This window comes from Gordonia sp. McavH-238-E, from assembly GCF_022348225.1.
Classification (GTDB): domain Bacteria; phylum Actinomycetota; class Actinomycetes; order Mycobacteriales; family Mycobacteriaceae; genus Gordonia; species Gordonia terrae.
This window is the reverse complement of record NZ_JAKRFE010000001.1, coordinates 300,941-322,756: the sequence shown is the minus strand read 5'-3', so window position 1 is coordinate 322,756 and position 21,816 is coordinate 300,941. Positions and strand designations below refer to the sequence as shown.

Here is a 21,816-nt window from a genome sequence, read left to right as displayed (position 1 = left end):
GCAGAGAACGATCGTGCACCGACCGCTCCGACCGGACGACATGACACGAACGCGCTCCTAGCCTGGGGGACACACCCCGAGCAGAGGAGTCAGGTGGACGAGTCGCGAACCTGTCTGGTCACCGGAGCAACCGGCTACGTCGGAGGTCGGTTGGCGCCGCGGTTGCTGGCACGCGGACACAACGTCCGCGCCCTGGCGCGGACGCCGGAGAAGCTGTCCGGTGCACCGTGGCTGTCCGATCCGGGTGCCGAGGTGGTCGAAGGCGACCTCTCCGACCGTGACTCACTGGTGAAGGCGTTCGCCGGAGTCGACGTCGTCTACCACCTGGTGCATTCGATGAGCACCGACGCCGACTTCGCCGCGGAGGAGCGGCGCGCTGCGGAGAACGTGGTCGCGGCGGCACAGCAGAACGGGGTCGCCCGGATCGTGTACCTGGGTGGCCTGCACCCCACCGGCACCGATCTCTCCGAACATCTCGCGTCGCGAGCCGAGGTCGGTGACATCCTGATCGACTCGCCGATCGAGACCGTCGCATTGCAGGCAGGCACGCTGATCGGCTCGGGATCGGCGTCGTTCGAACTCATCCGGCACCTCACCGAGCGCTTGCCCGCGATGACCACTCCTCGATGGGTCCACAACAAGATCCAGCCGATCGCGGTCGACGATGCGCTGCACTACCTCGTCGAGGCGGCCACCGCGATGGTCCCGTCGTCACGAACGTGGGACATCGGTGGACCCGACGTCCTGGAGTACGGCGACATGATGCAGGTGTACGCCGAGGTCGCCGGCCTCCGTCCCCGCATCATGGTGGTGCTTCCCTATCTCACTCCGGCACTGGCCAGTCGATGGGTCCGGTTCGTCACCCCCATTCGCGGCAAGATCGCTCGGCCGCTGATCGAATCTCTCGAATGCGACGCCGTGTGTCGCGACCGGGCGGTCGACGCGATCATCGATCGGCCGGAGGGCGGCCTGACCCCCTACTCGGAGGCGGTGGCCCGCACCCTCGAGCGGTCTGCACGCGGTGACGGCCGGGCCTCGTGGGCCAATGCCTCTGCCGACGTGTCTCCGGCCGAACCCCTTCCCACCGACCCGGACTGGGCCGGTGAGGAGATCTTCGAGCGGGTCACCCGCACCAGCGAGCGCGCGAGCATCACGACGGTCTGGGATCGGCTCGAACGGGAGGCGCGGCACGGAGGCGAGATCGCGCTCGCCCGACGTCCCGATCTCCTTCGAGTACGACTGCGCGACAATCGATTCGGCAGATCGTATCGGGAGCATCAGATCGATGATGCGGCTGGGACGGCCGGCGTCGTGGAGATCGCGACCACGGAGCGGTTCTTTCCGCGCGGTCTCGCCGGCCTCGCGTTCTGGCGTCTCGGCCGACCTTTCCGGGCACTCGGCATCCCCGGCGCTGATCCACTTCGGTGAACCGCCGATCCGATGACGTATCGATGGATTCGTCAGCCCCCGGGTTAGAGTCGGCAGCACCGTGGTAATCCCCGGTGAGTGACTCGTTCGACGGAGCGGGTGACGAATGATGATCCGTCGAGGAAGGGGATGATCGGGTGTCGTTGACCGAGCGGGTCGACCGGTTCCAGCGGCGTCATCCCGCGACGGGCTTTCCGCTCGCGGTCATCTACAAGTTCGTCGATGATCAGGGTGCGTATCTCGCTGCGCTGTGCGCCTATTACGCGTTCATCTCGCTGTTTCCGCTACTCCTGCTGTTCGCGACCGTGCTGGGGATCGTCCTGGCCGACAACCCCGACCTGCAGGAACGAATCCTGGACTCGGCGATGAGTCAGATCCCGGTCATCGGCGGGCAACTCGAGGAACCCGAGAAGCTCAGTGGCGGGGTCACTGCGATCGTCATCGGGATCGTGGTGTCGCTGTACGGCGGCCTCGGTGTCGCCGTCGCCGCCCAGAACGCGATGAACACGATCTGGGCGGTCCCGCGCAATGAGCGCCCTGATCCGATCTTCGCCCGTCTGCGTGGGCTGTTGTTGCTGTCCACCATCGGCGTCGCGGTGATCGGCCTGACCATCGTCAACGGCGTATCGGCGGCATTCGAGCTGGGGATCGTGGGGCGTTGGCTTGCCATCCTGGCGTCGGTGGCGCTGAGTACGTTGGTGTTCACGATCGCGTTCCGGATCGGCACCGCCCGTGACGTGTCGGTACGGGACGTTCTGCCAGGAGCTTTCGGCGCAGCGGTCTGCTGGCAGATCATCCAGACTTTCGGCGCGGTCTACGTGCAGCACGTCATCGGGAACGCGAGTTCGACCAACGGGGTCTTCGCGATCGTGCTCGGTCTGCTGGCATTTCTGTACGTGTCGTCGATCGTGATCGTGTTCTGTCTCGAGACCAATGCGGTCCGTGTCGATCGCCTCTACCCGCGGTCGCTGCTGACCCCCTTCACCGACAACGTCAGCTTGACGAAGGGTGATGAGGCGGCATACGCGGCACAGGTTCTCGCGCAGCGCAACAAGGGCTTCCAGGAGATCGATGTCTCCTTCGACAATCCGCGCGACGTCGACTCCGACGCCGAATCGGAGGACCCGCGGACGCGTGAGTGAGACGACCGCTCACGCGTCACGTGCGCGCCCACCCGCTGATCGAGCCGACACCGAGCGCAGCCGCCGGGCCGAGCGAGCGACGAAGGAGCGTGTCGAGGTCGAGGCGTCGAGTCGAAGCCACTCGGTGACCTGGCCTCGTGAGCGAAGCCCGGATGTCAGTGCAGCGCACCCAACTCGATGAGAAGCACACCCACGATGATCACGCCGATTCCGGTGACCATCCGGCGGTTGAGGCGTTCGCGGAACAGGAAGTGTGCGGCGACCGCCGTGGCCGCGACCCCGGCGGCCGCCCAGATGCCATAGGCGACACCAAGGGGCACACCGTGTCTCAGTCCGAGTGTCAATGCGACGAACGCGGTCAGGTACCCGGCCACGACCAGTCCGTAGAAACGCCGACTCCCGGTGGCTGCGGCGCGTAGTGCGAGAGTGCCGGTGACCTCGGCGATGATGGCCGCCACGATGAAGAGATAGCCCACGGTCAGGCCTCCGGTGCGCCGGCGTCGACAGGTCGCCGGTGACCGGTCTCGACCAGCACCACCCCGACCATGATGCACACGATGCCGATCCCCATCACGATCCCGAAGGGTTCGTCGAAGATCCAGGTCGCCAGAATCGCGGTGAGGGCCACCCCCGACGCCGACCAGATCCCGTAGGCGACGCCGATCCCCATGCCGCGCTTGAGGACTCCGGCGAGGAGTGCAAACGCGATCGTGTAGCCCAGGGCGACGACCGCATACAGCGCCGGTTCGGTCTCTGAACCCTTCAGCGACAACGTCGCCGCCACCTCCGAGGCGATCGCCGCGATCAGCATCAGCCAGGTCATGTCTCTCGTTCCGCTCGGGGTCTATGGCGACTCTAGGCGAACGACGCCACGCCCTGGCCGATGGACCAGGGCGTGGCGTCATGCGGGCGTCAGCGAGAGGTGCCGGCGAGCTCAGACGAGCGGGAATCGTCGGTGGCGAGCCAACTCACCTTCGAGCTCAGCGCGGCGTCGACGCTGAACCGTCCGGCGCCGACGACCGCCAGCAGCAGCGAACCGGCCGCGAGTGCGAGGACGAACTCGTATCCGCCGTCGGAGACCCAGATCCCGCTGTCGACGTGGGCGATGAACAGCGCGCCGACCATGTCGATGACGAACAGCGCGGCGATGATCGGGGTCAGCACGCCGACGATCAGGGCGATGCCGCCGAGGACCTCGAGCCACGTGACCACGAACGCCGAGAACGACGCGGCCGGCACACCCATCATGTCGAACCCGGTCTGCGGTCCCGTCCAGCCGTTCTGCTGGAACTTCTGCAGGCCGTGAGCCAGGAAGATCACGCCGAGAGCGACGCGTCCGATGAGGATGCCCGCGCTGCGGACGATGGGGTTGGTCATGACTGAGCCGCCTTACTAGGTGGGTTTGACTTGAAGTATCAAGTGAAGGCTAGGTGGTCACACTTGATGCGTCAACCTGATCGCGGGCGTGTTCACTTCGTATACACTGCGCAGATGTCCACTGCCCCCGAGCCGAACTGGCTCGACGACGAGGAGATGGACGCCTGGATTCAGGTGGCAACGGCGCTCGCCCACCTGCCCCACGCGCTCGACGCCCAGCTCCTCCGCGACGCCCAGATCACCCATTTCGAGTACGAGGTGATGTCTGCGCTGTCCGAAGCTCCCGAGCGCACTCTGCGGATGAGCCAGCTCGCGGAGCTGTCCTATGGCTCGTTGTCGCGGCTGTCACACGTGGTTTCCAGGCTCGAGAAGCGGGGTTGGGTTCGACGTCACCCGTGCCCGGAGAACGGACGGTTCACGAATGCCGTTCTCACCGAGTCGGGTTGGGAGAAGGTGGTCGCCACCGCTCCCGGATATCTCGCCAATGTGCGCGAACTCGTCGTCGATCGGCTGACGCGTGCGCAGCTCCGGCAGGTGTCGGCGATCGGGCGTCGGATCAACACCCGGCCCGCCGGGACGGCGTAGTCCGGGTCTGCCGGACTGTCAGCGCGGGCCGAGTCCGAGCTGCTGTGTTCCGAGCACGTTGAGCAACTCGATCTTGCCGGCCGCATCGGTCCGTGGTGCCGCCGTCAGCACGAGCAGCACCTGGGTCTCGTCCTCGGTGAACAAGGCCTGACAATCGACCTCGATCGCGCCGACCTCGGGGTGGAGCAGGATCTTGTGGTCCTCGAAGCGTCGACTCACCATGTGGGTGTCCCAGAGCACGGCGAATTCGCTGCTCCGGCGGAGGAGTTCGGCGACCATCGCCCCGGCACGCGATTGTGCGCCCATCACGCCGTATGCGGCCCGCAGTGAGGCGACCTGTGCCCGACTCTGCCGCTCGTGGTCGTCGGCCGGATAGCGGCTGCGCTCGTCGTCGGGGTGCACGAACCACCGGTAGATGGCGCTGCGATCCATTCCGGTGAGATGGCCGCTGTCGCCGAACAGCGCTCGCGCGCAGTCGTTCTGGATCAAAGTCTCGCCGAGGGCGGAGAGGATGAGGGCAGGCGTCCCGGCCAAGCGGTCCAGAACGCGCAGAAGCCCGGGAGCGATGTGGTCCGACGCAACCATCCGATCCGGTGCGCTGTGCCCGGCGACGCGGAACAGGTAGTCGCGCTCATCGGCGGTGAGCCGCAGGGCGCGGGCCAGCGACGCGAGCATCTGGGTACTGGGCTGGGGTCCACGCCGCTGCTCGAGCCGGGTGTAGTAATCGGTCGACATCATTGCGAGCTGTGCCACCTCTTCGCGACGAAGACCGGTTGTGCGCCGGCGGGCGCCTGCCGGGATACCCACATCCGACGGTTGCAGCCCGTTGCGTCGGCTCACGAGGAAACCGGCCAGCGCATCACGATCCATCTGGCCAGTATCGCGGCACGGAAACCGCGTTGCCAGGGATCGGCGATCCCCCGATGACCGCACTCTGGATCGGCTGGCCAACAGATCGGAGACTCGAAGACATGAACCTCACCGGAAACACCATTTTCATCCCCGGCGCGACCAGCGGGATCGGCCTGGCGCTCGCCACCCGCCTGCACGACAAGGGCAACACCGTCATCGTCGGCGGACGGCGCACCGAACTCCTCGACCGGATTCGAGAGGACCACCCCGGTCTGCACACCGTCGCGATCGACATCGCCGACCCGGCCGGTGTCGACGCGGCGGCCCGACAGGTCATCGCCGAGCATCCGGACCTCGACGTCCTCATCGCGATGGCGGGGATCATGCGCGTCGAGGACTGGTCGTCCCCGGCAGGGTTTCTCGACACCGCCGAAGCGACCATCACGACCAACCTTCTCGGTCCCATCCGTCTCATCGCCGCATTCATCGACCATCTGCAGACGCGACCAGCCGCCACGATCATGACCGTGTCCTCGGGCCTGGCGTTCGCCCCGCTGCGCGTGACACCGACCTACAACGCCACCAAGGCCGCCATCCACATGCTGAGCGAGTCATTGCGCCTGCAGTTCGCCGGTACCTCGGTCGAGGTCATCGAACTCGTGCCGCCGGCGGTACGCACCGATCTGATGCCGGGACAGCGCGACAGCGACTTCGCCATGCCGCTCGACGAATTCGCCGACGAGGTGATCGACCTCATCGGCACGCAACCCGACGCCACCGAGCTACTCGTCGAGCGGGTGAAGTTCCTGCGCTGGGGCGAGGCGCGCGGCGACTACGCCGGCGTCGTGGCCACGCTGAACGACCATGACCCGCACTGAGGTGCGAGGAGCGCGACCACTCTGCTCCCTGAGGTGCGAGGAGCGTGACCCCTCTGCTCCCTAATCCGAAAGAAGCGCCCCCCTATGCTTCCTGAGGTGCGAGGAGCGCTAGCGACGAGCCACGAAGGGTGCCGTCAACCGAGCCTGTGGATGGTCTCCACCGCGGATTCTTCCACCGCGTCGCCGTATCCGCTTCCGGCCCAGAGATTGATGCCGTCGGGATCGTTGGCGGCGGCGCGTCGGATGCCGCCCGTCAGCGTGTTGACGGCGGGGTACTCGGCCACCGCCGCTGCGGAGAACCTGTCGGTGAACAGATTGCGCAGCGCTCGTGCCGGCCGCCCGCTGAATGCCCGCGTGACCACTGTCTCGGTTCGGTCCGGATCGGCGAGAGCCGCCGCGTGCGCGGGTTTGGTACCGGCCTCGTCGGTCCGCAGGAGCACGGTACCCACTTGCACTGCAACGGGTCCCAGCGAGCGGACCTCCTCGGCACGGGCCGGGGTCGAGATCCCGCCCGCGGCGACGACCGGCAGCGGCACCCGCTCGACGACCTCGCCGATCAGCTCGTCGAGCGGAAGCGTGGGAGGGCTGGTCCGGCGGTCGAAGACGGAGCGGTGTCCGCCGGCGTCCGGGCCCTGCACGCAGAGCCAGTCGGCGCCGGCCTGCTGTGCGATGTCGGCGTCGGCGGCAGTGGTCACCGTGACCCCGACACTGCACCCGTGCCGGTGCAGCTCGTCGAAGACATCGGCCGCCGGACACCCGAAGGCGAAGGAGACGAGCGGGATTCGCTCGTCGCACATCAGCCGTATCTTGGCGTCGAAGTGGTCGTCGTCCTCCCCCAGGTCGTCCACTTCCGGGAGGGTCACCCCGAGACCACGGGCGTACGGCACGAGTTCGGCGCGGTAGCGGGCGACGGCGTCTCGATCGATCGGCTCGGACTCCGGGACGAAGATGTTGACGCCGAAGGCCTCGGTGCCCGACGCCCGCACGGCCGCGATGTCGGCGCGCACCTTGTCGGGCGTCAGGTACCCGGCGGCGAGCTGGCCGACACCGCCGGCCGACGCCGCCGCCACCACGAGTTCCGGGGTGGTCGGACCACCGGCCATGGGAGCGGCGACGACGCGGCGGGACAGTTCACGGAGATCGAACATTCAGGCCTTGTCCTTCGCCGCGCGGACCGCGGTGAACTGCGAAAGTCTCGCCTCTGCCACCGAGTCCATCTGCTCGAGCTCCATTCCCTTCGTCTCCTCCACCTTGCGGAGCACGTAGAAGAACGACGCCGCGGCGCAGAAGGCGAAGAAGCCGTAGATGATCCCCAGTCCCACGGCCTCCGTCATCGGCGGGAACAGCATCGAGATGGTGAAATTGGCGACCCAGTTCACCGCGGTACAGACGCCCAGCGCGACACCGCGGATTCGGTTGGGGAACATCTCACCGAGCATCACCCACATCACCGGGCCCCAGGTCGCGGCGAACGCGACCACGAACAGGTTGGCGCCGATCAGCGCCACCACGCCCCAGGGGTCGGGAAGCGTGATGTTCTCGCCCTCACCGATCTGCTGGGTGAACGCGATACACGCCATGAGCAGGCCGATGAACATGCCCACCGATCCGCCGAGCAACAGCTTCCGGCGTCCGATGCGGTCGACGAACAGGATGGCCACGAAGGTCATCGCGACGTTGATGACGGCGGTGATCACCGACGTCTTGAAGGAGTCGGCCTCGGAGAAACCGACCGACTGCCAGAGCGTCGTCGAATAGTAGAAGATCGCGTTGATGCCGACGAATTGCTGGAAGATGGCCAGCCAGATACCCACCCAGACGAGCGGGTGGAGGCCGAACGAGGGCCCGGTGATGTCCTTGATCGACGACTTCGCCTCACGCTTGACCGTCAGCTTGATCTCTTTGACCCGTTCGAGCGGGTTCTCCTCGCCGGTGACCTCCTGCAGGATCCGCGCCGCCTCGGCGTCGCGGTTGCGGCCCACCAGGTATCGCGGCGACTCAGGGATCAGCAGGGCCAGCACGCCGTAGACGATCGCGGGCACGACGCCGACGAGGAACATCCACCGCCACGCCTCCAGTCCCCACCAGAAGTCGCTCGAGGCGCTGCCGGCACTGTCGGCGAGCAGGGCGTCGGAGAGCAGTGCCGCGAAGATGCCGAGTGTGATGGCCAGCTGCTGCATCGAGGCGAGCGCCCCGCGGTACCGGGCCGGGGCGATCTCGGAGATGTAGGCGGGTGCGATGACGGACGCGATGCCGATGCCGATGCCGCCGAGGACGCGCCACAGGAGCAAGTCGGGGATCGTCTGGGTGAAGCCGGTCCCGATCGCGGAGATGATGAAAAGCGCCGAGCCGAGCAACATCACGCGCTTGCGGCCCCAGACGTCGGCCAACCGGCCGGCAAACCACGCGCCGAGCGCGCAGCCCAGCAACGCGATCGCGACGGCGAAGCCGGTCATGAGCTTGCCGAGTCCGAAGTCCGCCTCGATCGAGTCGACCGCGCCGTTGACGACCGAACTGTCGAAACCGAACAGGAATCCGCCGACCGCGGCGGCGACCGTGACCCCGATGACCTTTGCCGTGTGCTGTTCGGCGACTTCGCGCTGCGCGTCGGTCATGGCGTCGTCCTGACCGTCGGAGGAGTCCACCGCAGAATGTGTGTCATGTCCGTGACCTCGCTGTCCGGTTGCATGGACGCCGGGTAATCGACGTGGCGCTCAATCTACTCGCGTGAGCCGCCGAGCCTGACGCTATCGGACACAGCCGAGCTGGGATCGCAGGCACGCGCCGGGAGGCGTCGTGTCGGGTGGCCGCGGCGGTCGACGGATCCGGGCACCGGTCAGGCGGTCTCCCAGACACCGGGATTCGCCTGGATCCGGACTCCGGACGCGATCACCTCCGCCAGCGGGGCGGGGCGGCCGTAGTGATACCCCTGCGCGAGGTCGCACCCCACCTCGGCGACGATGGCGGCCTGCGACTCGGTCTCGACTCCCTCGGCGACCACCCGCATCCCGGCGGCGTGGGCCATCGTCACGATGCCGGCGAGGATCGACTTCGCACTGGGGTGTTCCTCGAGGGCGTCGACGAAGGATTTGGCGGTCTTCAGCACGCTCACCGGAAGGCGGTAGAACTCACTGAGAGACGACGCACCGGTGCCGAAATCGTCGAGTGACACCTGTGTTCCGAGCTCGCGCACGTTGCCCAAGAGGGTCAGCAGGTCCCCGTCGAGCGGGTCGAGCGCGCTTTCGGTGATCTCCAGGCAGAACGCGGCGGGGTCCATCCCGGACCGGGTCATCGTGTCCCGGAGCCGTTCGGGGAACTGACCGTTGGTGAGTTCTCGCCGGGAGACGTTGATGCACAACATCACCCGACGCAGTTCGGGAATGGCGGCCACCTCGGCGGTGGCGGTCTCCAGGACGTGGTTTCCCACCCGGTCGATGAGATTGGATCCTTCCGCGAGCGGGATGAACTCGGTCGGTGAGATGGATCCCAACTCCGGGTGACGCCAGCGCAACAGGCTCTCCAGGCCCACAAGCGTGCCGTCGCCGGTCGACACGATGGGTTGGTAGTGGATCTCCAGCTGCTCGGTGTCGGTGTCGAGGACGCGTCGGAGCTCTTCCTCGATGCGTTGGCGGCGCTGGAGTTCTTCGCGGTGCTGCGTCTGGAACCGGACGTAGCGTGCGCGAGAAGCCTTGCGGGCCTGGTAGAGGGCGATGTCGGCGTCGCGCAGCAGGTCGGTGGCGGTGTACTCGTCACCGGCTTTCACCGTGGCGACACCGATACTCGCCTCGACCTTGAGCGGTTCGCTGCGGGTGCTGACCGTGATCGGCTCGTAGACCGTGCCGCGGATACCGTCGATCTGCTGCTCGATCTCCTCGGCCGAACAGGCGATACCGAGGGTCGCGACGAGGACGAACTCGTCGCCGCCGATCCGGCCCACCGCCGCCTCGTCGGGCGTCGCCGCGGCCAATCGTTGTGCGACGGCGTGCAACACCTCGTCACCCACGGCATGGCCGAGCGAGTCGTTGACGAGCTTGAAGTTGTCGAGGTCGATGTAGAAGATCGCGACGCAGCAGGCGTCGTGCTCCGCCTCGAGCCGGGCCATGTGGGATTCGAGCTCGCGGATGATGCCGGATCGGTTGTACAGACCGGTCAACGGGTCGTGCACGGCCTCCCACGCGAGCTGGGTGCGCTCTCGGTATCGGTCGGTGATGTCGACGAAGGACACCAGGACGACCACGTCGGTGCCGTCGTCGTCGATCGGGCGGCAACTGCACGACAGCCAGCGTTCGCCGGTCGGCGTGGTGATCGTCGCGGTCGTGTCGGTGACCGCTTCACGGGTGCGCAGACAGCGCGCGATCGGTGATTCGTCACCGACGAAGTCGAGCGGCAGCTGGTGGACACTGGCGCCGGGGATCGCCTCGGGACCGAGCATGGTTCCGGCTGCCGGGTTGGCGAGTTCGATGTCGCCGTCCTCCCGAACGACGATCACCGCCTGATGGAGTGCAGCGAGGATCGTTCCCAGCCGTTCGATCAGGGGGCGACGGGTCGGCTCGGCGACGACGAGAAAGCCGTCGTCCATGGTCGTCACCGACGTGTGCGCCAGAAATGATCGTCCGTTGTCGGAACGGCGGTGGAGCTGATCGACGGTGCCGCCCAGCGAGACCGCCGCATGCGGGTCGACGTGCGCTCCGACGACCTCGTCGAGATTCCGTCCGATCGCGTCGGCCGCTCCCCTGCCGTACATCTGTTCCGCGGCCGGATTCCACGAGCGCACCGTCATCTGGTCGTCGACCGCGATCACCGCGTTGCTCACGTGATCCAACAGCGCCGCCTGTCGACGCAGAGCGGATTCGACGGCTTTCTGTGCGGTGATGTCGCGCAGGATCACCTGATAAGCGGGCAGGTCGTGCCAGACCGTGCGGACCGAGGTCACCTCCATGGGGCGGGCGACGCCCTGCGCGTCGACCATCACGACCTCTTCGGGTGTGGTCGAGGCACCGGCCTCGTCGCCCATCCCGATGATCCGCTCGATCATCTGCGGCAGTTCGTCGGGATGGACGAATTCGGCGATCGAACGACCGAGCATCGCGTTGCGGTCCTCGACGCGCGCGAATGCGAGCGCGGCGGAGTTCACATAGACGATCAGACCGTCCTGGTGGACCGCGATGGCGTCCGGGCTCAGCTCGAGGAGAAGGCGATAGCGTTCGGCGACCGCGGCGTCGCTGGGACGGGCCATCGGCTCGGCGTCCGGTGCCACGAGTCCGGGGCGGTCGTCGCCGTCGTCCTTCGGTCGTCCCACTGCGTCACCCCCTCGAACCGTCATCCCCCACCGTTCATCCTCCCCTACGAGTCATCGAAAAGGGCGCGCTGCGAGATGCAAGAGTGCGCCAAAACGGATATTGCACCCGACGAATACCCGCGTGAACTGGCCGAATGTCGGGTTTGCGCGGGATCCTGAGGACGGACCACCCACCTGGGTGGCCGCGATGACCCCTCTGTCATCGCATATCCCACAGAAAGTTCACGATCATGACTATTCAGCGTTCGACCATCTCCGGCCTGGGAGCTGTCACCGGTTACGGCTGGGGCCGAGAGGCCTTGTGGAACGGTCTGGCGTCCGGCAAGTCCGCAGCCGCGCTGCACCACGGCTTCGGCTTCGGCGGCGGCCGGCCGTCGGTCGGCCAGGATGCCGCCGGGGCCGGACAGCCCGCGTCGGACGGACCCGGGTGGATCGTGCGGGTACCCGAGGGCGGCGAACAGTCCGACGGACGCACACGCTTCTCGCGGGCGATGCGTGCCGCGGCACGGGAGGCCATCGAAGACGCGATGGCACGGGGCTGGACACCGGGCGCACGGGTGGGCCTCGTACACGCCTGCGTCCTCGGTGACCTCGACATGTATCCGATGGTGACGTCGGGGGTCGGACGGTACAGCGGACGGCAGTACCTCTCGGTGACCCCGTCGACCCCGGTGTCGCTGCTCATGCAGGAATACGGATTCCACGGGCCCGCGATCAACGTGTCGGCGATGTGCACCTCGGGATCGGCGGCCATCGTCACCGCGAAATCGTGGCTCGACTCCGACCTCGTCGACGACGTCGTGGTGGTGGCGACAGATCTCTCGGCGAAACCGGAAGTGGTCACGATGTTCGTTCAACTCGGAGTCGCCATCACCGACACCGATGCGCTCAATGCGTGCAGACCGTTCCAGGAGGGCAGCCGCGGATTCACCTTCGGCGAGGCGGCGATCGCGTTCACGATGACCAACCGTCGCGCCGACGGGTACGCGGATGTGCTGGGCGGGGCGATGTCTCATGACGCCTTTCACGTCACGTCGATCGATCCGGAACTGACAAGCGTGCGGTCGTGTGTGGAGCAGGCGCTCACGATGTCCGGCGTCAGCGGCGAGCGCATCCGGTATCTCAACGCGCACGGCCCGGGAACCCGGCAGTGCGACCGCGCCGAGGCGGCGATCGCCGACACCATGCTGCCCAATGCCGAGGTGTTCTCGGTGAAGCCGCTCGCCGGGCACTGCCAGGGCGCTGCCGGGGCCGTGGAACTCGCGGCGTCGCTGCTCGGTTACGAACGCGGCGAGGTCACCGCGACACCGCGGGTCGCCGACGCGGTCATCCCACAATTGCTCGACGGGCGCACCCATCTCGAGCACGGGCTGACGTTGAAGACCTCACTGGGAATGGGCGGACACAACGCGGCGGTCGTTCTCGCGCCCCATGCGTGAGGGTCTTGACGACCTGGTGAGGCGATGCGGCCTCGGCCGACCCGCCGGGGCCGCATCGCGCCGGGTACGCACCTGCCGACCATCTCCGGCACGCACCGCCCGGTTGCCCGAGATCGTCCGGATTGGCGCAGTCCGCTGCGGAATGCCGCCGCGCGCCTCACAATTCAGCCATGAGCGATGACCCGAATCCGCCGGTGGCCGACTCGACGCGGACCGACCCACCACCGACGTCGGGCGCACGGCACGCACTGACGCTGTTCCTCAACTCTCCGTTCGCGGGCATGTCCCCGTGGATCCTGATGGCGCTCCTCGCGGGGCCCGGCAGATTCGAAGAGGCCGCGGCGTCGGCGTTCGCGCTGTCACTCCTGCTGGTGATCGGCGGTCACAAGCGGGGCACGAGCGTCAAACTCCTCGAAGTCTTCGACGTCACCTACTTCGGCACGATGGCGATCATCGCCCTGTTCGCCTCCGACGGCGTCATCGACTGGCTGGAGCGCTGGGGCGGGGAGATGACCAACATCGCGCTGGTCGCCTTCGCGCTCGGGTCGATCCTCGTGCGCCAGCCGTTCACCCTCCAGTACGCGCGGGAGACCACCGAGAAGGAATTCTGGGACAGCCCGCTGTTCATCCACATCAACTACGTCATCACCTGGGCGTGGGTCGCCGGATTCGGCGTCGCCGCGATCTCCGGCGCGTTCGGCGATCTGGTGCTCGACGACCCGAACAACTTCTGGACCGGATGGATCATCCAGATCGGCGGCACGATCTTCGCGATCGCGTTCACCGAGTTCTATCCCGACTACGCCACCTATCGGGCTGCGGTTCGAGAGGGCTGGGCCACCGACGAGAAGCCCGAGAGCATCCTGCACCTGTTCGGGTGGGTGCCGATCTACGTTCTCGCGATCGGCATCTCCGGACTGGTCACCGACTCCCTCGGTTCGGTCGCCGGAGTCGCTTTGATCGTCGCGGGCGTGGTCGCGATCACTGTGTTCAAGCGCATGACGGCCGCCATGGACGCGCGGTTGGAGGCCCAGTCGGGCCGACCGGCAAACGACTGAGCGGACCCGGCAGTCGGCGCGGCCCGATCGCTCGATCGGTAGTGTCGACGACATGAAACTCGATGGCGTAGGAATCTGGAGTTCACCGCTACGGTACGGAGACACCGGGGAGGCCGCCGAAGCCGCGGCCGAGCTGGACGAATTGGGTTACACGGCACTGTGGATCCCCGACGTGGGTGGTCCGGTCCTCGACTCGGTCGAGAACCTGCTCGGCGCGACTCAGAACGCCGTCGTCGCCACCGGGATTCTCAACATGTGGATGCACGAGCCGCACGACGTCGCGGCGGCACACGCCCGCCTCACCGAGCAGCACGGTGCACGTTTCCTCCTCGGCCTCGGCATCAGCCACGCGCCGCTGATCGACGCCCAGGAAGCGGGACGCTACAAGAAGCCGCTGGCGACCACCAAGGCGTTCCTCGACGGACTGGACGACGCCCCGCAACCGGTGCCGAGCGATGCTCGAGTGCTGGCCGCGCTGGGACCGAAGATGCTCCAGTTGTCGGCCGACCGGACCGCAGGCGCCCATCCCTACCTGGTGACCCCGGACCACACCAAGATCGCGCGCGAAACCCTCGGCGATGGGCCGCTCCTCGCGCCCGAGCAGACCGCGATCATCGCCGCCGACCGCGACGAAGCACGGGCGGTCGGCACGAAGTGGCTCACGGGCTACCTCGCAATGCCCAACTACGCCAACAATCTCCGCCGCCTCGGGTTTTCCGAGGACGACCTGACGTCGGTGAGCGATCGACTCTTCGACGCCCTGATCGTCTGGGGTGACGAGACCGCGATCCTGAAGCGGATCGACGAGCATCGAGCCGCCGGCGCCAACCATGTGTGCGTGCAGGTCCTGCAGGCGGACCACCGGGGCTTCCCGCGCGAGCAGTGGCGCCGCCTCGCGGCAGCCCTGGGCTGAGTTTCTGCTCCCTGGGGTGCGGCCCACCCTCCTGCTCTCAGATCCGAAAGAACCACGTACCCACTGTTCCCTGAGGTGCGAGGAGCGATAGCGACGAGCCACGAAGGGCCTGGTGAGACACGTTTCGAGGCCCTTCGTGGCTCGCTTCGCTCGCACCTCAGGGAGCAGGAAAGGGCTCGCTTCGCTCGCACCTCAGGGAGCAGGAAAGGGCTCGCTTCGCTCGCACCTCAGGGAGCAGGAAAGGGCTCGCTTCTCAGGGAGCGGGGGGTCGGGCTCGCAAGCTCACTTCTCCGGGCGCGATGTGCCTACGGGATGTCTCGTCTGCGGAACCCGGCGAATCCGAGTGCGATGAGCACCACCACGACCACCCCCACTCCGCCGAGTCCCCACCAATCGGGCTGCGCGGCAGACACATCGGGCACGTGGTGGAACGGACTGAATCCCAGCGCCCACTCCGGGAGTTTGAAGCTGGGGCCGAGGATCGTCAGCACGAACGACACGAGGACACCCAGCCAGATCGCGGGCCGCACGCGGGGTCGGGCGCCGATGACGGCGACGGCGATCCCGACGACGGCCCACACCGCGGGGATGGTGGCGATCGACTGGAGGACGACGTCGCCGAAGCCGAGGCCGAGATCGGCCGTCGTGGCGAAAATGCCGATGACCAGCCCGGCAACGGCGACGAGCGCCGCAGGGACGACGAGGGCGACTGCGGTGACGGCACCGAAATAACTCGGACGGCTGACCGCGGTGGCGAGCACCGCTTCCGCGCGATCCTCCAGTTCCTCGGTGCGGATACGGTTGACGATCTGCACCCCGGCGACAGACGCGATGATCCCCACCAGGCCGAGGATCGTCGTGACGAAGGCCGACACCAGGTCTGCAGGTGACGCCGCACCGGAGGCGAAGATCTGGGCCATCGCCGGATTCGCGGTCAGCAGGCCGCGAACCGACCTGGTGAAGTAGCCGAAGATGATGCCGAGTCCGACGAACGCGAGTACCCACGAGCCGATCGGAGCCCGGTTGAGGCGGATGGCCAGGGCCAGCGGCGAGCCGATGCCACCCCGTGCCGGCCCCGGACGTGCCGGCACGAGACCCTGACCGAAGTCCCGCGCGCGCTGCAACACGAAGGCGGCCGCTCCGACGACGACCGTGAAGGTGAGCCCGAGAAGCAGAGGCCACCAGTGATCGCCGGTTGCCGGTCTGGTCTCCTGAACCCACCCGAGTGGGTTGATCCACGTGGTCCACGCGGGCGCCTCCACCGAGAACAGGAAGCCGCGCAACACGAACAGCACACCGAGAAGCGACACGGCCATCGTCGTGGCGGCCCGTGCGTCGGAACCCACCTGGGCACTCACCGCCGCGACGGCGCCGAACATCCAGCCGGTGACCGTGAACCCGGCTCCCAGCAGAAACGACGATTCCCACTCCCCACCGCACAGGGATGTCGCCAGGCCCGCCACGAGTCCGATCGCGATCGCGCACAGTCCGGCCATGATCAGCGCGGTCGACAACCGTGCGGCGCGTCCGAGTACCCCGGCGGCGAGGAGTTCGGCCTGGCCGGAATCCTCCTGACCACGAGCGGCTTTGACCACGATGAAGATCGCGCCGAGGGCAGCGATGAATCCACCGAGCGCAAGGCTGCGCCAGGCGACGAACCCGTCGACGGTGGACAGGTCGTAGGCGGGTCCGAAGATCAACCCGAGCGCCGGGTTCGAGCCGATCGTCGCGGCGAAGGCGGCGCGCTCCGCGGCGTCGGGGAACAGGAGCGGATAGGCGATGACCGACGACACGGTGAGCGCGGTCGGCAATACGATCCACGGGGCGAAGCCGCGACCTTCGTGGCGGAGGGAGGCCCGTACCAGCGGGGCGGTGCCGATCGTCGACGCCGTCATGACCTCACCGTTCTCCCGCGGGCTGGTCGGCCCCCTCGTACAGCGAGAGAAAGAGACTCTCCAGCGATGGTGGTTCGACCGTGAGTGAGCGTAGGCCACAGGAGGACAGCACCGACATCACCGGACCGATCCGAGCCGAATCGACCGTCGCGCTCAGGCGATGACCACCGGAACCGGTGTCGTGCACGTCGAGGCCCTGGACGTCGACGTCGTGCAACTGCGCCAGCAGATCCGAACCCGGCAGCGAATCCAGTTCGGCGCGAACAGAAGTGCGGGTGTGGCCGCGCAGTTCCGCCAACGTCCCGGTCGCCACGACGGCCCCGTCGCGGATGATGCTGAGCCGGTTGGCGAGGGTCTCGGCCTCGGCGAGGATGTGACTCGACAACAGCACGGTGGTACCGCGGGCGGTCGCCTCGCCCACGACCTCTTGGAAGACGTTCTCCATCAACGGGTCCAGGCCCGACGTCGGCTCGTCGAGGATGAGCAACTCGACATCCGATGCCAGGGCTGCCACGATCGCGACCTTCTGCCGGTTGCCCTTGGAGTACTGCCGGCCACGCTTGGTGGTGTCGAGTTCGAATCGGGCCACGAGATCGGCGCGTCTCGCGTCGTCGAGTCCGCCCCGCATCGAGCCGAGCAGGTCGATCATCTCGCCGCCGGTCATCGTCGGCCACAGCGCCACGTCACCGGGCACATACGCCAGTCGACGGTGCAGTTCCACGACATCACGCCAGGGATCGCCGCCCAGGAGCCGGACCTCTCCCCCGTCCGCCTTCAGTAGACCCAGGAGGACCCGGATCGTCGTCGACTTGCCCGCGCCGTTGGGTCCGAGGAAGCCGTGGACCTCGCCGCGGGCGACCTCGAGGTCGAGTCCGCGGAGTGCTTCGAACTTGCCGAAGGACTTTCGCAGGCCCCGGACATCGATGGCCGGATCGGCCCCCCGACGACTGTCGGAACGTTCGACGCTCATGACGTACCTCCGGCTCGACACGACGTGCTGATCGTTCCACAGCGACCGATGGGGCGGAGGAGGTTTGACCGTCGACATCGGCGGGGCACACTGCCGACATGGCGATCAAGAAGAACGACACCGTGCGCTGGAACACCTCTCAGGGCGAGACCGAAGGGACCGCTGAGGAGAAGCGGACGAAGGAATTCACCTTCGAGGGGCAGAAGTTCAAGGCGAGTGAGGACGAGCCGTATTGGATCGTCAAGTCGTCGAAGACGGGCTCGAAGGCCGCCCACAAGGAGTCGTCCCTCTCGAAGAAGTAGCTCTCCCCTGGCTCGACCACCTCTATACCTAGAACTGCTATGCTACTAGCAGCTCTAGGTATAGGGGTTCTATGTATATCGAGAAAGACCTGGTGGCCGCTTCTGCCACCCCGCTGGTGCTCGGGATTCTCGCCGAGGGCGAGTCGTACGGCTACGCGATCCTGAAGCGCGTCCGGGAGATGTCCGGCGGTCGGATGGAGTGGACCGACGGGATGCTCTATCCACTTCTTCATCGTCTCGAACGCGCCGGCCACGTCGAGGCGTCGTGGGGCAGGGCCGACACCGGACGGCGTCGCAAGCACTACACGATCACCGCCGCGGGGCTGGCCGCGCTCGCCGAGCGGAGGTCGCAGTGGGAGGTCGTGGCCGACGCGCTCGATCAGGTGTGGCGGACGGTCGCCCTGCCGCCGGCTGCGGAGGGCCTGACGTGAACGCGGGCACCGAACTCGAGAACCAGATCGACCGGTGGCGCGGTTATGTGCTGCGCCATCAGGCCATCGCCACCACCGATGCCGACGAGATGGAAGATCACCTGCGCGGTCAGATCGCGGACCTCGCCGCCGGCGGTCTCGACGACGACGAGGCGTTCCTGGTCGCCGTCAAGCGGATGGGACGGGTCGATGCGCTCTCGCGCGAGTTCGCCCGCGAGCATTCCGACAGGTTGTGGAAACAGCTGGTCCTGACCGCGGAGCCGGCCGACGGCCTGGGCCGGCGGCGTCACGAACTCGGTGTGGTGATCGGTCTCGTCGTCGCAGCGGCCGCGACGGTCCGCATCGCGCTGGAGGTCATGCCCGAATGGGTCCTCGTCCGCAACGCGACGATTCTCGTGTTGCCGTTCCTGGCGGTGTATTTCGGATGGAAGCGTGGGATCACGCCACGCATCGCGGTCGCGGTGGCCACCGCGTTCGTCGGGACCGCAGTGATCGTCAACATCTACCCGTTCGTCGCCGACGGGCCCACCCAGGCCATCGTCGCGATCCACGCGCCGATCGTGCTGTGGTTCCTGGTGGGCGTGACGTACGTCGGCGGTCGGTGGCGGTCGGGACCCAGACGCATGGACTTCATCCGTTTCACCGGTGAGTGGGTCGTGTACGCAACGCTTCTCGGTCTCGGCGCGGCGGTGCTCACGGGGCTGACCGCCGGCGCCTTCAGTGCCCTCGACATCAACGTGGACACCGTGATCAGTCAGTGGCTGGCGCCGATCGCAGCGACCGGCATCGTGCTGCTCGCCGCGTGGCTGGTCGAGGCGAAGCAGAGCGTGGTCGAGAACATCGCGCCGGTGCTGACCAAGGTGTTCACCCCGGTCACCGCGGTGATGCTCGTCGTGTTGCTGGTCGCCATGGTGACCAGTGGCGACGTCGTGGACGTCGATCGTGAGCTGTTGATCCTGATCGACCTGATCCTTGTCGTCGTCCTCGGCCTGCTGTTGTACGCGATCTCGGCGCGCGATCCGCATCTGCGACCGGAACTCTTCGACCGGCTGCAGCTGGTGCTGGTGGTCACCGCGCTCGCGGTCGACGCGGTCATGCTGACGATCATGGCCTCGCGGATCGCCGAGTTCGGATTCACCGCCAACAAGACAGTGGCCCTGGGTCTCAACCTCGTTCTGCTGGTGAACTTGTCGTGGGCTGCGTATCTGCTCTTCGGCTTCGTGCGTCGGCGCCGCGGGTTCGACGCAACGGAGCGTTGGCAGACGGATTACCTGCCGGTGTTCGGACTCTGGGCGGCCGCGGTCGTCGTCGCGGTGCCGCCGCTGTTCGACTTCGCCTGACCGGCGCCGGGAGCGGAGCGAGCGGGCCGAATAGTGTGCTGCCGCGTAGACTCCGCGATCATGGCGATCGTCAACCGAGGGTTCGTGGGACGCCGCGATCGGGACGCCCGGCGTCTCCCGCCCGGGCAGTACACGACCCTCGATTTCCCCGTACTCTCGTCGGAGCCGACGCCCGCGGTCGCCCCGGCCGGTTGGATGCTGGCCGTGCAGTCGGCAGACCACAAGGCGGCCACGTTCACGTGGGAGCAGTTCCAGGACCTCCCTCACGAGGACGTCACCACCGACATCCATTGCGTCACACGGTGGTCGAAGTTCGACACCCGGTGGCGTGGGGTCTCCTTCGACACGCTGCTGCGTGCGTTGCCGTGGGAGCCGGCGCCGTTCGTGATGGCGCACTGCCACGGCGGGTACACCGCCAATGTGCCGCTCGCCGATCTCGTCGACGGCCGCGGCTGGATCGCCGACACCTACGACGGCGAGCCGCTCGCCGCCGAGCACGGCGGCCCCGCCCGACTCCTGGTGCCGCACCTGTACTTCTGGAAGAGCGCGAAATGGGTTCGGCGACTGCGCTTCATGACCGAGGACGCGCCTGGGTTCTGGGAGGAACGCGGATACCACATGTACGGCGATCCCTGGCGCGAGCAGCGCTACTCGTGACGACCTGGCATCTCACGACGGTCACCTCGGTCGTCGACATCACCCCGACCGCGCGTACGTTGCGTCTCGCTCTCCCCGAGGCCGTCCACGCGCTACCCGGTCAGCACGTCGACATCCGGCTGACCGCGGAGGACGGGTACTCCACCGCACGCGCCTACTCGCTGTCCGATGTCCGCGAGACGCGTTCGGTCGAGGTCACCGTCGAACGCCTGGAGGACGGTGAGGTGTCGCCGTACCTCGTCGACGTCGTCGAGGTGGGCGACCCGCTGGAGATCAGCGATCCGCACGGATACTGGTTCACCTGGCCGTCCGGAGACGACCGGCCCGTGCAGCTGATCGGCGGCGGCTCCGGCATCGCGCCGCTCATGTCGATGATCCGCGGCCGCGAGGTCGAGGCCCCGCAGACGCCGTTCTCCCTCGTGTACTCGGTCCGGAGCCCCGACCGCGTCTACTACCGGGACGAGCTGCGGCAGTTGATCGAACACCGGCGCATGGACGTCCACCTGATCCACACCCGAGTGGCGCCCGATGATGCGACACGACCTGCGGGACGTCTCACCGCCGAGGAGCTCGCCGGATTGACACTCGATCCCGCGACGTCGCCGACCGTGTTCATCTGCGGTCCCAATCGGTTCGTCGAGAGCTGCGCTCAATGGATGGTCGACGCCGGACACGATCGCACCCGCATCCGGACGGAGCGGTTCGGGGAGTGATCGGCGGATCCTTCGCCGATTCTCCCGAGCAAGTGCTTGATTGGGAAGTAGCGTAGCGGCATGACCTCCGCGTACGACTTCACCGCCACCGGCATCGACGGCACACCCGTCGAACTCTCGGACTTCCAGGGCAGTCCCCTGCTCATCGTGAACACCGCCTCGCAGTGCGGATTCACCCCGCAGTACCGCGGTCTGGAAGCCCTGCACCGGGACTACGCCGACAAGGGGCTGCGTGTACTCGGCTTCCCGTGCGATCAGTTCGGACATCAGGAACCGGGCGACGAGGAGGAGATCAAGAACTTCTGTTCGCTGACCTACGACGTGACGTTCCCGATGTTCGCGAAGGTCGACGTGAACGGACCCGAGGCGCACCCGCTGTTCGCCTGGTTGCGGGACCAGAAATCCGGCGTGCTGGGCGGCCGCATCAAGTGGAACTTCACCAAGTTCCTGATCGGGCGGGACGGTTCGGTGGTCGCGCGGTATGCGCCGACCACGAAGCCGGAGAAGCTCGCCGGGTCCATCGAAGAACAGCTGTGA

The 21,816-nt window shown here is 67.2% G+C and carries 22 protein-coding genes; 13 read left to right on the top strand and 9 right to left on the bottom strand.

All coding sequences use genetic code 11. The features are described 5' to 3' along the window. The first annotated feature begins 93 nt into the window (after window positions 1-93). Window positions 94-1,428, top strand: a complete 1,335-nt coding sequence (locus MHN80_RS01365; RefSeq protein WP_239398952.1) for an NAD(P)H-binding protein — start codon at window positions 94-96, stop codon at window positions 1,426-1,428. Window positions 1,429-1,565: 137 nt separating this feature from the next. Continuing rightward, window positions 1,566-2,570: a YihY/virulence factor BrkB family protein gene (locus tag MHN80_RS01360; RefSeq protein WP_101822464.1), complete on the top strand. Its 1,005-nt coding sequence runs from the start codon at window positions 1,566-1,568 to the stop codon at window positions 2,568-2,570. Between the two features lie 155 nt (window positions 2,571-2,725). Here MHN80_RS01360 and MHN80_RS01355 read toward each other — a convergent pair whose 3' ends face one another. The 3 genes from MHN80_RS01355 to MHN80_RS01345 form a co-directional block, all read right to left on the bottom strand. Beyond that, window positions 2,726-3,046, bottom strand: a complete 321-nt coding sequence (locus MHN80_RS01355) for a multidrug efflux SMR transporter (protein WP_004018584.1) — start codon at window positions 3,044-3,046, stop codon at window positions 2,726-2,728. Between the two features lie 2 nt (window positions 3,047-3,048). Then, window positions 3,049-3,393 (bottom strand): multidrug efflux SMR transporter, encoded by a 345-nt coding sequence (locus tag MHN80_RS01350; protein ID WP_064570197.1) that lies wholly within the window; start codon window positions 3,391-3,393, stop codon window positions 3,049-3,051. 89 nt (window positions 3,394-3,482) lie between these two features. After that, entirely contained in the window at window positions 3,483-3,947 is a 465-nt protein-coding gene (locus MHN80_RS01345) for a DoxX family protein (RefSeq protein ID WP_239398950.1), read from the bottom strand. A 114-nt stretch (window positions 3,948-4,061) separates the two neighbouring features. On the opposite strand from MHN80_RS01345, the gene MHN80_RS01340 reads away from it, so the two are divergent. Beyond that, entirely contained in the window at window positions 4,062-4,532 is a 471-nt protein-coding gene (locus MHN80_RS01340) for a MarR family winged helix-turn-helix transcriptional regulator (protein WP_004018581.1), read from the top strand. A gap of 18 nt (window positions 4,533-4,550) precedes the next feature. Here the strand turns inward: MHN80_RS01340 and MHN80_RS01335 are convergent, their stop codons facing one another. Next, window positions 4,551-5,402, bottom strand: a complete 852-nt coding sequence (locus MHN80_RS01335) for a helix-turn-helix transcriptional regulator (protein WP_239398948.1) — start codon at window positions 5,400-5,402, stop codon at window positions 4,551-4,553. Between the two features lie 101 nt (window positions 5,403-5,503). On the opposite strand from MHN80_RS01335, the gene MHN80_RS01330 reads away from it, so the two are divergent. After that, window positions 5,504-6,262: an SDR family oxidoreductase gene (locus tag MHN80_RS01330; RefSeq protein WP_239398946.1), complete on the top strand. Its 759-nt coding sequence runs from the start codon at window positions 5,504-5,506 to the stop codon at window positions 6,260-6,262. 134 nt (window positions 6,263-6,396) lie between these two features. Here the strand turns inward: MHN80_RS01330 and MHN80_RS01325 are convergent, their stop codons facing one another. The 3 genes from MHN80_RS01325 to MHN80_RS01315 all read right to left on the bottom strand — a co-directional run bounded on the left by MHN80_RS01325 (window position 6,397) and on the right by MHN80_RS01315 (window position 11,498). Next, the gene (locus MHN80_RS01325) at window positions 6,397-7,410 is read right to left on the bottom strand and encodes a nitronate monooxygenase family protein (RefSeq protein ID WP_239398944.1); all 1,014 of its coding nucleotides are present in this window, start codon (window positions 7,408-7,410) and stop codon (window positions 6,397-6,399) included. Further along, the gene (locus tag MHN80_RS01320; protein WP_064570301.1) at window positions 7,411-8,877 is read right to left on the bottom strand and encodes a sugar porter family MFS transporter; all 1,467 of its coding nucleotides are present in this window, start codon (window positions 8,875-8,877) and stop codon (window positions 7,411-7,413) included. A gap of 221 nt (window positions 8,878-9,098) precedes the next feature. Beyond that, entirely contained in the window at window positions 9,099-11,498 is a 2,400-nt protein-coding gene (locus tag MHN80_RS01315; protein ID WP_239399278.1) for an EAL domain-containing protein, read from the bottom strand. A 293-nt stretch (window positions 11,499-11,791) separates the two neighbouring features. On the opposite strand from MHN80_RS01315, the gene MHN80_RS01310 reads away from it, so the two are divergent. From MHN80_RS01310 to MHN80_RS01300, 3 genes are all read left to right on the top strand, one after another. Then, on the top strand, window positions 11,792-13,000 hold the full coding sequence (locus MHN80_RS01310; protein ID WP_239398934.1) for a beta-ketoacyl synthase N-terminal-like domain-containing protein: 1,209 nt from the start codon (window positions 11,792-11,794) through the stop codon (window positions 12,998-13,000). 170 nt (window positions 13,001-13,170) lie between these two features. Further along, on the top strand, window positions 13,171-14,058 hold the full coding sequence (locus MHN80_RS01305; protein WP_239398933.1) for a hypothetical protein: 888 nt from the start codon (window positions 13,171-13,173) through the stop codon (window positions 14,056-14,058). A 52-nt stretch (window positions 14,059-14,110) separates the two neighbouring features. Further along, window positions 14,111-14,971: an LLM class F420-dependent oxidoreductase gene (locus tag MHN80_RS01300; RefSeq protein WP_239398931.1), complete on the top strand. Its 861-nt coding sequence runs from the start codon at window positions 14,111-14,113 to the stop codon at window positions 14,969-14,971. A 305-nt stretch (window positions 14,972-15,276) separates the two neighbouring features. On the opposite strand, the gene MHN80_RS01295 is transcribed toward MHN80_RS01300, so the two are convergent. Both MHN80_RS01295 and MHN80_RS01290 read right to left on the bottom strand, forming a co-directional pair. Beyond that, complete coding sequence (locus MHN80_RS01295) at window positions 15,277-16,866, bottom strand: ABC transporter permease (RefSeq protein ID WP_239398929.1); 1,590 nt, start codon at window positions 16,864-16,866, stop codon at window positions 15,277-15,279. Between the two features lie 4 nt (window positions 16,867-16,870). Continuing rightward, window positions 16,871-17,836 (bottom strand): ABC transporter ATP-binding protein, encoded by a 966-nt coding sequence (locus MHN80_RS01290; protein ID WP_239398927.1) that lies wholly within the window; start codon window positions 17,834-17,836, stop codon window positions 16,871-16,873. Window positions 17,837-17,934: 98 nt separating this feature from the next. Here MHN80_RS01290 and MHN80_RS01285 point away from each other — a divergent pair, with 98 nt between their 5' ends. The 6 genes from MHN80_RS01285 (at window position 17,935) to MHN80_RS01260 (ending at window position 21,816) form a co-directional block, all read left to right on the top strand. Next, window positions 17,935-18,138, top strand: coding sequence for a DUF2945 domain-containing protein (locus tag MHN80_RS01285; RefSeq protein ID WP_004018570.1), 204 nt, complete (start codon window positions 17,935-17,937; stop codon window positions 18,136-18,138). A gap of 71 nt (window positions 18,139-18,209) precedes the next feature. Continuing rightward, a complete protein-coding gene (locus tag MHN80_RS01280) occupies window positions 18,210-18,569 on the top strand; it encodes a PadR family transcriptional regulator (RefSeq protein ID WP_101823231.1) in 360 nt (119 codons plus the stop codon). After that, a complete protein-coding gene (locus MHN80_RS01275) occupies window positions 18,566-19,909 on the top strand; it encodes a permease prefix domain 1-containing protein (RefSeq protein WP_239398925.1) in 1,344 nt (447 codons plus the stop codon). Before MHN80_RS01280 ends, MHN80_RS01275 begins: the two co-directional genes overlap by 4 nt. A 60-nt stretch (window positions 19,910-19,969) precedes the next feature. Beyond that, window positions 19,970-20,566 (top strand): sulfite oxidase-like oxidoreductase, encoded by a 597-nt coding sequence (locus MHN80_RS01270; RefSeq protein WP_239398923.1) that lies wholly within the window; start codon window positions 19,970-19,972, stop codon window positions 20,564-20,566. Continuing rightward, the gene (locus MHN80_RS01265) at window positions 20,563-21,279 is read left to right on the top strand and encodes a ferredoxin reductase (protein WP_239398921.1); all 717 of its coding nucleotides are present in this window, start codon (window positions 20,563-20,565) and stop codon (window positions 21,277-21,279) included. The genes MHN80_RS01270 and MHN80_RS01265 overlap by 4 nt, the downstream gene beginning before the upstream one ends. A 60-nt stretch (window positions 21,280-21,339) precedes the next feature. Next, a complete protein-coding gene (locus MHN80_RS01260; RefSeq protein WP_004018565.1) occupies window positions 21,340-21,816 on the top strand; it encodes a glutathione peroxidase in 477 nt (158 codons plus the stop codon).